The following is a 12233-nucleotide window of genomic DNA, read 5'->3' on the forward strand; positions in this document are numbered from 1 at the left end:
GTCTGGCAGGCCGCCGGGTTCACCGGCAACCGCCGCGACGCCGAGGCTGCGGTACGGGCGCTGGTGGCACACCCCGCCGTCCGCTCCGACGCCGTCGGAGCCGTCGGTCACAGCGAGGGCGCCCTGCACGCGATGTCCCTCGCCGCCCACGCCGACGTGCGGGCCGTGGTGCTGCTGGCCGGGTACGCCCGCCTCGGGGAGGAGGCCATGCGCTGGCAGGCCGGCTCGATCTTCCGCGGCCTGCCAGCACCCCTGCGCCTGCTGCGGCGCCCGTTCGCGGCGGTGGGCAACCGCATCCTCGACCGGCTCCGGAGGACCGACACGGACGTGGCGCGTCTCGCGGGGATCCCGGTGAACGCCCGGTGGATGCGCGAGATGCTCGTCCACGACACCCGCGACGACCTCGCCGCCGCGAAAGCCCCCGTCCTGGCCGTCACCGGGGACAAGGACATCCAGATCGACCCCGCCGACCTCGCCACCATCGCTCGGCTGGTGCCGGGTGGGGCCGAGACCCACCGGGTGCCCGACCTCACGCACATCCTGCGCCGCGACCCCGGCCGCCACACCCTGCGCTCCTACCGGCGGCTGCTGCGGCAACCGGTCGATCCCGACCTGCTCGTCCTGGTCAGCACCTGGCTCGGGCGCCAGCTCGACGCCGTCTCCGACGCCTGATCACCGCGCTTCCCCACCCGGCAGCCCGCACTCGACACGAGGAGCACCTGGCATGTCCACGCCACCATCGACCAGCCCGTACCGCGGCGACCTCATCCTGTTCATGGCGATCTCCTTCGTCGTCAGCTGGGCGTCCTGGGGTGTGGCGATCGCGATGGGCGGTCCCGCCGTGAACCCGCCCGCAGCCCTGCCCCACCTGTTCGGCGCCTTCGGGCCCTCGATCGCGGCACTCGTGATCCGCGTCCGCCGTAGGCGCCGCCGGGAAGCCGTCCCGGAACACGCGGTGCGGTTCCGGATCCCCCTGCTGGTGTGGGTGCCGGCCCTCCTGGCGCTGGCCTCGGCGACCGTGTTGGCGGGCGCGTTCCTGGCCGGCGCGGGTGACGGGCCGGCGCCGAGCTTCGACACCGGGCTGGAGATGATGAGCGCCCAGGGGCCCGTGCTGTTCTTCCTGATGATGGTGGTCTCCGGGCCGCTGGCCGAAGAGCCGGGCTGGCGCGGCACCGCCCACCCGAGGATGCGCGCGTCGATGAGCCGCTTCCAGGTGGGTCTGGTGCTGGGCGTCATCTGGGCCGTGTGGCACCTGCCGCTGTTCTTCATCGCCGGGACCGTCCAACACCAGCTCGGGCTCATGACCCCCAGCGGCGTGCTCTTCGCGGTCAGCTCCATCCCGATGGCGATGCTCTGCTGTTGCGCCTACGAACGTGCCGGCGTCGTCGGCTCGGTGGCGGCGCACTTCGCGGTCAACGCGACGATGGTCCTGCTCAACGTGCAGGACCCCACCGCCCAGGCCATGATCATGGGAATCCAGGCGATCGCCGTCACCGTCCTGCTGCTCGCCCTGAACCGCCCGGCGGAACGCCGCCGCGCGGGAGGCAGCGACGATCCCCGGACAGTCGAGCACGTCTGAACCTCCCTGGCGGCACGGCGCGCTCGGCACAGGGGTGACACGCCTCCTCGCTGCCCTCGCGCGGTGCGCGCCGCCGGCCCTGGAACGGCCGGCCAGCGCCCTCGCACCGGCGGGATCGGCACACGCGTCGACGATCCCGCCGGGCTTGACCGGCGACGCGGCGACCGCCTCCGACCACGTCGGGTTCTCCCCCTCGGCGACCACGTCGGCCGGCCCGACGGGCGGGGCGGCCGTGGCCGTCGGGCCGGGTTCCCCGCGCCGCCCGCTGCGGGTTCCGCGCGGTCGCTCGCCGGCGATCTCCGCGCGCACGGCTGCCGCACCCGTTCCCCGGGAGGGGCCCAGCCACCCCGTGAACATGGCATCCTCACCGGTGGGCGGAGAGGAGACCCGGGTGACCACGGTGGTGCTGCGGCTCGCCAGGCCGGACGAGGCCGGCGTGCTGAGCGACCTGGCGTTGGCCGCCAAAGGGCACTGGGGCTACGACGAGGCGTTCCTCGCAGCGTGCCGGGACGAACTCACCGTCGGTCCCGACGACGTCGCCCGAGGGCTCTTCGTCGTCGCCGACCTGGCCGGCGCCGTGGTGGGCTTCGCCAGCGTCGAGGGTGAACCTCCGGTGGGCCGGTTGGGGAACCTGTGGATCACGCCCAGCAGGATCGGCGGCGGGCTGGGCCGGACCCTCTGGCTGGAGGCGCTGGCCAGGGCGGCGGCGGCCGGGTTCGAGTACCTCACGATCGACGCGGACCCCAACGCCGAGGGCTTCTACCGGAAGATGGGCGCCGAGCACGTCGGCGAGGCGCCGTCATCCTCGGTTCCGGGCCGGATGCTGCCCCTGATGCGGGTCAGGGTCCCGCCGGTCCAGGATTCCGGTGCGGGCCGCTCCCCCTCGGACGGGCCGGTGTGACCCCGTCGGTGGTCCCGACCACTGGGCTCGCCCCGCTCGGCAGGCACCGCAGGGCGCGCCCCTCGCCCTCGACTCGGCGAGCACCGTGTCGCACCACCGCAGGGCAACGTCCAGGTGGTCGGAGCAGATCATCGCCTGGAGCGCGTACCAGGCCGCTTCCCTCACCGCCGTACCAGCGGCGCCGTCGACCACGGCACCGGTGCGGCCGCGAGGCGGTGGCCGTGGAGGAGCTGCGCCCGAGGAGATCTCCGCCAGGTTCACCTCGGCCGGTCGGGATGTCGGGGGGACCGACCACCTCACACCCCCCGGCGCAGTGACCGTGGACGGACCGCCGCGGGCGACGACCGGGGTCAGCGGGTGGCGACGACGTCCAGGGTGAGCTGGAGGGTACGTCCGGTCATCCCGCGCCCCGTGGTCACCTCGAAATCGAACCGGTCGATCCTCGTCGTGGCCCTGGCGGTGAACTCACGCTCGCCGCCGGTCACGCCGATGACGTCGAGGCTGACCGGACGCGTGACACCACGCACGGTCAACTGCCCGTGGAGGGCTCCCCGGGAACCCGACCACTCGAACCGGTCGCTCGCGAACACGATGCTCGGGTGATTGACGACGTCGAGGTAGTCGGAGGAGCGAACGTGTTCGTCCCGCTGCGCGATGCCGCTGGAGAAGCTGGCCGCCGAGACGACCGCTTCCACCGTGGACGCCGTGACCGGCGCGCCCACCTCGACCGTGCCGCTGTCCACGGAGAACGTTCCCCGCACGCCGAGCAGACCCCACAACGCCCTCGTGCGGAACGTGATCTCCGACCTGGTGGGATCGATGGTGTAGGCGCCGGCAGCGATTCCCTGCCCGACGTCCCCGTTGCTGTCGCTGGCAGCGCGTATCGCTGTCACCCCCTGAGCCACGGTGCCAGCACAGAGCCTAGCAAGCCGGAGACCCCCTACCGGATCGCTGCGCCACCCCGCACGTCGCCGTCTCGGCGGCCGTCAGCCGAGACGGTTCGAGGACGAACCACGACGCGACAGGCGCGGCGTGGCCGGGCACAGCTAGGTGGAGCGCGGGGCTGGCCGTCGCCACGCCGGCTCACGCACCGCGGCCGGAGCTGGCCGGGAGCCTGTGCCGGTACGAGCGACCCGGCGGCCACCGGCAGCCGGCGCCGCCTCTCCCTGCGGCCCCTCGGGAGCCCGCCGACCCGAGCACTCCCCCGCAGGCCTACCCGGCTTCCGGTGCGGCCGGTGTGGTCGTCCGACACCCGCCTCACTGGACGAGCTACCCGGGTCGTCGGCAACGGGGAGGACGCGGGCGAGGGGCCGCATCGTCACGGGTGAATCTCCCCGAACATCGTCGGGGGGCCAGTCGCCGCCAGCCCGGGGCGGCTCCTCGGGGCCGAACGGGACCCCGATCCCCCGCTCCCCGCACGCGCTCGACCACTCAGGACGTGAGCACGTAGAAGTGCAGGGGCGAGTTCGGCCGGAAGCCGATGCGGCGGTAGACCGGCGCGCCGGCGGCGGTGGCGTGCAGGGTGGCGCGGGTGAGTCCGGTGGCGCGAGCACCCTCGTGGAGCGCCACCCGCGTGACGGCCTCCCCGAAGCCCTGCCGCTGGGCTTCGGGGGCGGTGGCCACGAGGGCGACGAAAAGCCGGCCCGCGCACTCCATCGTCGCCGCGGCGCTCACCGGCACCCCGTCGAGCAGGCCCAGGTAGGCGTGCACACCCGTCTTCCACAGCTCCGACCCGCACAGCCCGTCCCGTCCGTCCCCCAGGTCGAGCCCGTAGGCGCGGGAGTTCAGGTCCGCGTACGCCTTGAGCTGCTCGTCGGTGGTCACCCGGTCGAAGGTCAGACGCGGGTGTGCCGGCGCCGCCCCGTCCGGCATGTCGGCGCTCATCCCCATCCCGGAGAACGCGCGGGTCAGCCCGGCCCGTTCTGCGGCACCGGGCAGTGCCCGGCGCGCGGCCTCGTCCAGCATGTCCTCGAACAGCCAGAGGTGCCCAGGGCGGGACTTCCCGCGCATGATCCGCGTGGCCTCGTCCAGCCGCTGGTCGAGCAGCGCCGGGTCGACGCCCACCTCGGTGAGGGTGAGGCAGTTCCAGAACGGGAAGCGGGAGTCGGCCCACCGGACCGCCACTCCGGGGAGGTCGCGGACATCGGCCGTCGGACTGGCGTCGAGCACCAGGCCGCGCCAGGCGGTGGTCAACTGCTCCACCGACTCCACCGTGTCCTCGAGCGTCTCGGTCATCCGCCCAGATTCCCACCCGGCGGCGCGCCGCCGGACCCGCCGCTCGATCTTGACCGGGATGCCCGACACGGTTCACCTGATCGGGTGAGGCGCGGGTTCCGCCAGGACGGAGCTCCGGCGGCTGGTGACCGCCGAGTCCCTGCCGACGAGGCGGCTCCTCGTATGCCGGCGCCCTCGGCCTCGACCACTCCCGCCGGGAGAACGGGCCAGGCCTGCGGGCACCGTGTGCTCCCGCGACACGTGCCGGGAGGACCAGCGTCCGGCCCCTGCCAGGCCACTGCCCGCCTGGTGCTCGTTCCCCCGCCGTCGGCCCACCCGCCGATCGGGCCCGGGGGGCCGGGCGGAGCACGGGCGTTCAGGGGGCACCCGGCGCTCCCGGCGTTCGCGGGTGTCGGACGCTCGGGTTCGTGGCCCTCGGCCGCCCGCTGGCGGACGGTGCTGTTCGGCGTGTTCGCGGGCGGCGCACCGGGCGGCGCCGTCCTGCCTGTGCGCTCCCCCAGCGCACGCCCACGCCCGCCCTGGCCGGGGCACGGGGAGCTGGCGGGTGTCACCCGAACCAGGGGCCGGCAGCGGTGGGTGGCAGCGCGCACCCGGCCGTGGCGGAGAACGGGCTGATCCGCAGGGCCGCTGCGCAGGAGCGTGGGCAGCGGGTGACGTGGTGGTCAGGCCGGGAGCGCGACCGCCGCCAACGCGGCGCGCAGCCGTTGGAGGTCGGCGGGCGGTGAGGGGAGCAACGGACGGCGCACCGTGGCGTGCGGGATCACCCCGAGCTCGACGAGCGCGGCCTTGGCCATGATCGCGCCCTGCGAGGTGCGCATCACCGCGTCCGCGAGGGGGATCAGCCCGGACTGGAGCTCCCGCGCACGGGTGAGGTCTCCGGTGTGGACGGCTCCTAGGAGCTCGGCGTTGCGGCCGGCCGCGACATTGCCCACCACGCTGACCACACCCACCGCCCCGCACGCGAGGTAGGGCAGGTTCAGTTCGTCGATGCCGCAGTAGTAGGCCAGCGACGTACCGGCCATGCCGGTCATCGCCTCGAACAGGTCCCCCTTGGCGTCCTTGACCGCGCGGATCAGGGGGTGGCCGGCGAGTTCCACCAGCGTCGCGGCTTCCAGCGCGGTCCCGGTGCGCGCGGGGACGTCGTAGAGCATCACCGGGAGGCCGGTGGCCTCGGCGACCTCCGTGCAGTGGGCGACGACCCCGGCCTGCGTCGGCCTGGAGTAGTAGGGGCAGACGAGCAGCAGCGCGTCGGCTCCGGCGGCTTCTGCCTGCCGTGCCTGGCGCACGCTCGCGGCGGTGTCGTGGGTGCCGACCCCGGCGATCACCCGAGCCCGGCTCCCGGTCCGGGCGGCCACGGTCGCACCAGCCAGGCGGTCTCCGCGTCGGTGAGGGTGGGGGCCTCACCGGTGGTCCCGCCGACGACGATCCCGTCGCACCCGTTGTCCACCAGGTGGTCGACCAGCGTGAGGAGAGCGGGTTCGCTGATCGCCCCGTCGGGGCGCATCGGCGTCACCATCGCGACGAGGTTCGTGCCGAACACGAGGTGGGCGGGGATCGACGGGTCGGTCATGCCTCGATCCTGTCGATGCCCATACCTGCGGTCCAGCGAGGGTTTCTTGCCGGTACCGCGTAGCATCCCTTCGTGATCGACGTCGTTGGCCTGCGGGCGCTGCGGTCGGTGGCCGCTCTCGGCAGCCTGGTGCGCGCGGCCGACCAGCTCGGGTTCACGGCCTCCGCGGTTTCCCAGCAAATCAAGCGGTTGGAACGCCAGCTCGGGGTCCCCGTGCTCTCCCCGGCTGGCCGAGGGGTGGTGCTCACGCCGGCCGGGCAGGCCCTCGTCGACCGCGCACCCGAGGTGTTCCAGGCGCTGGAACGGTGCGCCGACGCCGCCCAGTCGGTGGCGGACGGCGCTCCACGCGGGGTGATCCGGGTGGTCGCCTTCTCCACCGCCGTTCGAGGACTGCTCGCCCCCGCCCTCCCCCGTCTGTCCTCGAACTGCCCCGAGCTCCGGCCGAGGATCACCGAACAGGACCCCGAGGAGGCCCTGCACAGCGTCGACGCCGGTACGGCCGATCTCGCCCTGGTCCACGACGCCGACGGGTTGCCGACCGCGCTGCCGCCCTCCCTCGTCCAGCGCCACGTCCACACCGACGTCGGCGACGTCGTCATGCACCGGACGCACCCGCTCGCGCGGTGCGACGCGCCCCTCGCGGAGACCGACCTGGCGAGCCACAGCTGGGTGACGAGCCCGCCCGGCACCGTCTGCCACCAGTGGTTCCGGCGGCTGTTCGCCCAGGCACCCGAGGAGCCCGACGTGCGGCACCTGATCGACGACTTCGCCACCCAGCTGTCCCTGGTCTCATCCTGTGAGGTCGTCGCGCTGGTCCCTCGTCTGGCCCGCCCTCCGCTGGGGGCGGAGCTGGTAGCCCGCCCGCTGCGGCGGCAACCGAAGCGTGAGGTGCACGCGGCGTGGCGGCGCAGCGCCGACGCGAGCCCGGGGATCCGCGCGCTGCTCGCCGAACTGGGGTTTCCGGAGTCCGAGGAGCGGCGGTAGGGGCCGCACGACGCCGGCTGTAGGACGACCTCCCTCTCGGCCAGTCCGGGTCCGAGGCGGCGAGGGCAACTCGTCCACGGACCTGCACAGCACCCGCTACCGCCTCGGTGTCCTGCCCGGGACCGCCGCGCACCGGGACCCAGCCCGGGTCGCGCCACCGCTGCCTGTTCGGACGGGTCCGCGCCGGTCCGGGGACGACGACCGCACCGGTCAACAGGCCCACCTGCGGTGGGTGGGTCCGCGCAGGTCACCGGCAGGGCGGTACACCGGGTCCGCGACGCGCGCAAGGAGTGTTCGCGGCGTCGGGACCAGCAGCGCGTGTACCGACACCCCCGCCGCTCCTCCTACGTGAGCGGCACCTCCGACCCGCGGGGCCGGCGGACTTCCCGCGATCCGGACCACCCCGTCCTCCGCGCCGAGCGGCGGGACGGGGTTCCACCGGGTCCTGGCCGTTGGGGCGGTACGAGCCGGTTCGACCGATCGGAGGAGCAGCCGAACGAATCGTGCGACGCGAAGTACTCCATTCAGGGGGACACCCCGCGATTGGTCCTGCCAAGGCGCACCTCGGCTCTACCCTCGCTCCCGGTTCGGCACACCACCGTGACTGACGGGGAGGACGACATGGCGGCAGGGACACACGTCTACCGGGTTGCGGTGCTGGCTGGCGGGGACCCGTTACGCGAGGAGCGGTTGACCCGGTCCCTGCGCGACGACCTCACTCGTGTGGAGGGAACGTCGGTCGACTTCACGAGCGGGTCCTCCTCCGGTCTCCCGGGGAGCAAGGGCGGCAACCTGACGAATGTCGCCCTGCTCGTGGCCGCACTCGCGGCGTCGAAGCCCCTCGCGAACGTCCTCGTCACGGCGATCAGGGAGTGGTGCCAGCGCGATCGCCACCGCAAGGTCCGCGTCACCTGCGGCGAGGCCACGCTGGAGATCACCGGGAAGCCCGATCCCAGCCAACACCAGCTCGTTCGCGAGTTCCTCGAGAAGGTCGAGAACGCGGAGTGAACCGCCGCCTGCTGCGACGACACGCACTCCTCATCCACACCGAGGTCTACCAGGACCCGGCCTTCTCCGACCTGCCTTCCACCCGGGCGGACACCTGGCAGTTGCGGCAGGTCCTCGAACACCGCTCCGTCGGCGGGTTCGAGTCGGTTCGGGTGGCCGCGGACCTTCCCGCCGACGACCTCCGCGTGGAGATCGACGAGTTCCTCGACGAACGCGAGTCGAACGAGCTGGCGCTCATCTACCTCAGCGGACACGGCGTGAGAATGGTCGCGACGACGGGCGAGTTCTACTTCGTCGCGACCGACACCAAGGCCGACGAGCTCGCCGCGACCGGCATCAGCGCGGGTTTCATCAACGGGTGCCTCGAGGATTGCCGAGCGCCGCACAAGGTCGCCGTCCTCGACTGCTGCCTGAGCGGGGGGTTCACCCTCGGCTTCCGCACCACCGACTCCGCGCGCGGCACCGCGAAGTCCGGAGGATCGGTCCCTCTGAACAGCCGCGGCGTTTACGTGCTGAGCTCCTCGGGGCCCCTTGAGGAGTCGTTCTCCGGGGCGGACACCCCGGACGGGCCGGCGCCGTCGGTGTTCACCGGCGCGGTGGTCGAAGCGCTCCGCACGGGCAAGGCGGCCAAGGACGGCTCGGGGACCGTCTCCGTCGACGACCTGTTCGACCACGTCACCCGGCAGCTGCGGAGCCGGAACGGCCAGATCCCGACCAAGTCCTCCCTCGGGGTGAACGACCGCATCGTGATCGCGTCGAGCCCGGCAGTCGGACCGCCGGTGCTCGCGCCGCTCGCACCCAACCGCCCTCCGAGCCGTGCTCCCGGACCGGACCCCCTGGAGGCCGACGACCAGACCGGGAAGCGCCCCGTCTCGTGGAAGGAGCTGATCGACTACTACCGGGCGTGCGTGCTCGAGGACGAGTCGGGGATGCCGTACCTGCCGGTGTCTGAACGAGACCAGAGCTACGTCTGCCTTCCAGGCGCTGAGCGGATGATCTCCGGTGACCTCGACGAGGACGGCACCACCGACGTCCCGGAGGAAGCGGAACGGTTCCTCCGGACTCTCAGCGAGCACGATGAGCTCTGGACGGGGTACCCCGCCGTCGTCCTGCACCAGCAGCGAAGGGGGAAGCGCTGGACCGCGCCCCATTTCGCACCACTGCTCGTCCGCCGGGTCGAGGTCGTCGGCGGAGAGGGCGGCGCACCGCTCCGCTTCCGGCCCTACGGGCAGGTACTGCCACATCCGGGTTTGGCTGAGGACTTGTTGGGGCGGGAGGAGGCGGCCCACCTCATCGGGACCTACCAGCCGACCTGGCCCGGAGGACAGCACAACCTCCTCGCTACGGACGCCCGGAACCTGCTGCGACAGGACTTCGCACTGCCGTGCGTGCAGGAGCTCCGCCCGGAATCCCTCGACAAGCGCATCGACACGAACTCGCCTGGTGACGGCGCGCGCAACGCCGCTGTGCTGATCCGGGGCACCGAGGCCACCGCGGCGAGCGGAAAACTGCTCAAGGACCTCGACTACATCGCCGACCACCATCGCGAGATCAACGACACCGCGTTGGGCGCACTGCTCCAGGCTGGCGACCATGCCCCACCAGCGGCGAGCACCGTGGTCACCCCGCTGCCAACGAACGAGGCACAGCTCGCGGTCCTGCGCGCCGCGATGTCCCAGCGGTTGACCGTGGCCACCGGTCCACCCGGTACGGGGAAGAGCCAGCTCGTCGCCAACGCGGTCGCCACGGCGGTGACGAACGGGCAGTCGGTGCTGGTGGCCTCCACCAACAACCAGGCGGTGAACGAGGTCTGGCGGCGCTGCGACCGCCTCCTGCGGGACAGCGTCGTGCGCACCGGGTCGTCCTCCTCGGAGGAGGACTACCGCCAGCACGAAGCCGATGCACTGCAACGCCTGCTGAGGTGGAAGCCCTCCGACACCACTCTCGCCACGGCACGCGCCGAGCACACCAGGAGCAGCAGGCAGCTCGACCGGGTCCGCGCGGACCTGACCCGCAAGGCGGAGGTGGAGAAGGAGCTGCTCGATGTCGGTGCTCGTCGGGAAAGCGAGGCGGACCGCCTCGACCGCACCGCGCCGTCGCTCGCGGAAGCCCTGGGGCCCGCACCAGAAGCTTGGGAACGGAAGGCTCGGCGGCTGGAGAAGGCCCGCTTCTTCGGTGGTTGGCGGCGGAGCCGGCTCCTCAAGTCAGCAGGGTTGGAGACCACCGAGGACAGCCGGCGGCACTGCCGTCACCTTGCCGACTTCGCTGGTGCCGAAAGCCGGTGGCGACGTCTTCGGGCCGAAGCGGACACCGCCCCCTCGGACGAGGACCTCGGGACTTACCTGAAGTCAGCGGAAGAGGTTGTGCACCAGTCTTCTCTCGCCTTGTGGCGAGTCGCCGCCGCCGAGGCGGTCGACCGAGGTAGGAGCGCTCTCCGCGCCCTCATCCAGGCCCCGGCCGACAAATCGGACTGGCGGGCCCTCCGCGAAGTGCTACCCCACGTACGGGCCTGGGCGACGACGAGCCTGTCGGCCCGGCGGTTCCCCACGGGTGGCCGACCGTTCGACCTCGTGATCATCGACGAGGCCAGCCAGTGCTCCATCCCCCAGGTGTTGCCGCTGTTGTTCCGGGCACGACGCGCGCTGGTCATCGGTGACGTCATGCAGCTCGAGCACATCACCAAGCTCGTTCCACAACGCGAGGCCCCCATTCGACGCCGCACAGGCGTCGGATCCCCGTTCCTGGAGAAGCACAAGCTGTCCTACCTCCGGCATTCGGCTTTCCACGCCGCGGAAGCCGCTCACGGTGGCAGCTCGTTGCTGGACGAGCACTACCGGTGCCACCCGGACATCGCGGCGGTGTCGAACGAGCTGTTCTACGGGGGCGCGCTGACCGTGCTCACCGACGTGCGGAGCCGTGCGACAACCGGCCGCCCCGCGATCGCCTGGTCCAACAGCGCGGGCCGGCCGCAGCGTCCCCGGGCGGGCACATCCTGGATCAACCGGGAAGAGGCCGCGCAGGTGAGGAAGTGCGTCGAGTACCTCCTTGCGCAGCTGCCGGACGACGCGACCATCGGCGTCGTCACCCCGTTCAAGGCGCAGCAGTCCGAGCTGGACCGGCAGCTGGGCGATCACGACCGGGTGCGGGTCGGCACCGTGCACACCTTCCAGGGCGGGGAGCGGGACGCCGTGGTGTTCTCGTTGGTCGCCGGGGAGTCGATGAGCCCGGGTGCCATCAACTGGGTGAACAGCCAGCTCAATCTGTGGAACGTCGCCATCACCCGGGCCAGGTCCCACCTCGTCCTCGTCGGGGACCGGGATTTCTGGCGCCAGCGGGGTGGAACGGGTGGCGAACTGCTCCGCGCCGCCGAGAAGGACCCGGCATTCGGACCTGGCGACTCGGCGCAGCCCGACCCGCTCGCGCAACGGCTCTACGAACTCCTGTCCGACGTGCCGGACGTGAGCCCTGAGCTGGGGAGGCGCCAGCACGGCCATCCGGTGGACGTGCTGCTCAAGTGCAGCGGCGATCCGGCGCGACCGGTGCTGCTCGACCGGGGGTGCGACGGGGGCATGGCACCCGCGCGGCACCTCCGCCTGATGCTGCACCGACGGGCCCTGGTGCGGGCGACGGAGGACGCACCCGCCGTCCGCCTCCCCGCGTGGACGGTTCACGACTCTGGCGCAGCGCTGGACCTGCTCGGCATCACCGGGTCGGAACCAGTTGGCGAAGTGGAGCAGCCGCGTTGATGTCCGGGGCTGGGGTTCCTCACCGAGCGGCCGCGAGCGCTCTGACGTGGGGGGCAGGACGGTCCGCTCTCCGCGTCGGCGGTCGGGCTCGGCGGTGCTCTGAGCACTGGGTGCGTGCTGCGCGGCCGGCTCGGCCCGGGCATCGGCGACCACCACGAGCAGCGGTGGTGGTCGGACGCTCGACACCGTCTACCCCGGTGATCAGCTCCG

General features: G+C 72.6%; 10 protein-coding genes. 6 read left to right on the top strand and 4 right to left on the bottom strand.

Going from position 1 to position 12233, the window contains the following annotated elements:
• The 3 genes from ACTIDRAF_RS0203325 to ACTIDRAF_RS27035 all read left to right on the top strand — a co-directional run.
• Window positions 1–672, top strand: a 672-nt coding sequence (locus tag ACTIDRAF_RS0203325) for an alpha/beta fold hydrolase (RefSeq protein ID WP_016697297.1), incomplete at its 5' end; no start/stop codon positions are given.
• A 52-nt stretch (window positions 673–724) separates the two neighbouring features.
• Window positions 725–1579, top strand: coding sequence for a CPBP family intramembrane glutamic endopeptidase (locus ACTIDRAF_RS0203330; protein ID WP_016697298.1), 855 nt, complete (start codon window positions 725–727; stop codon window positions 1577–1579).
• 355 nt (window positions 1580–1934) lie between these two features.
• Complete coding sequence (locus ACTIDRAF_RS27035) at window positions 1935–2480, top strand: GNAT family N-acetyltransferase (protein ID WP_211215262.1); 546 nt, start codon at window positions 1935–1937, stop codon at window positions 2478–2480.
• A gap of 350 nt (window positions 2481–2830) precedes the next feature.
• Here ACTIDRAF_RS27035 and ACTIDRAF_RS0203340 read toward each other — a convergent pair whose 3' ends face one another.
• From ACTIDRAF_RS0203340 to ACTIDRAF_RS35455, 4 genes are all read right to left on the bottom strand, one after another.
• The gene (locus ACTIDRAF_RS0203340) at window positions 2831–3373 is read right to left on the bottom strand and encodes a YceI family protein (RefSeq protein WP_026065733.1); all 543 of its coding nucleotides are present in this window, start codon (window positions 3371–3373) and stop codon (window positions 2831–2833) included.
• Between the two features lie 538 nt (window positions 3374–3911).
• On the bottom strand, window positions 3912–4715 hold the full coding sequence (locus ACTIDRAF_RS0203345) for a GNAT family N-acetyltransferase (protein ID WP_026065734.1): 804 nt from the start codon (window positions 4713–4715) through the stop codon (window positions 3912–3914).
• Between the two features lie 662 nt (window positions 4716–5377).
• A complete protein-coding gene (locus tag ACTIDRAF_RS27040) occupies window positions 5378–6040 on the bottom strand; it encodes a dihydrodipicolinate synthase family protein (protein WP_342626664.1) in 663 nt (220 codons plus the stop codon).
• Window positions 6037–6285, bottom strand: a complete 249-nt coding sequence (locus ACTIDRAF_RS35455) for a dihydrodipicolinate synthase family protein (RefSeq protein ID WP_342626665.1) — start codon at window positions 6283–6285, stop codon at window positions 6037–6039. The genes ACTIDRAF_RS27040 and ACTIDRAF_RS35455 overlap by 4 nt, the downstream gene beginning before the upstream one ends.
• Before the next feature lie 72 nt (window positions 6286–6357).
• Between ACTIDRAF_RS35455 and ACTIDRAF_RS0203355 the strand changes: the two genes are divergently transcribed.
• The 3 genes from ACTIDRAF_RS0203355 (at window position 6358) to ACTIDRAF_RS0203365 (ending at window position 12023) form a co-directional block, all read left to right on the top strand.
• Window positions 6358–7269, top strand: coding sequence for a LysR family transcriptional regulator (locus tag ACTIDRAF_RS0203355; protein ID WP_016697304.1), 912 nt, complete (start codon window positions 6358–6360; stop codon window positions 7267–7269).
• A 621-nt stretch (window positions 7270–7890) separates the two neighbouring features.
• Window positions 7891–8277, top strand: a complete 387-nt coding sequence (locus ACTIDRAF_RS0203360; RefSeq protein ID WP_016697305.1) for an effector-associated constant component EACC1 — start codon at window positions 7891–7893, stop codon at window positions 8275–8277.
• Complete coding sequence (locus ACTIDRAF_RS0203365) at window positions 8274–12023, top strand: caspase, EACC1-associated type (RefSeq protein WP_016697306.1); 3750 nt, start codon at window positions 8274–8276, stop codon at window positions 12021–12023. The genes ACTIDRAF_RS0203360 and ACTIDRAF_RS0203365 overlap by 4 nt, the downstream gene beginning before the upstream one ends.
• Window positions 12024–12233: the final 210 nt, after the last annotated feature.

The sequence above is a fragment of the Actinoalloteichus spitiensis RMV-1378 genome, assembly GCF_000239155.1.
Lineage (GTDB): Bacteria > Actinomycetota > Actinomycetes > Mycobacteriales > Pseudonocardiaceae > Actinoalloteichus_B > Actinoalloteichus_B spitiensis.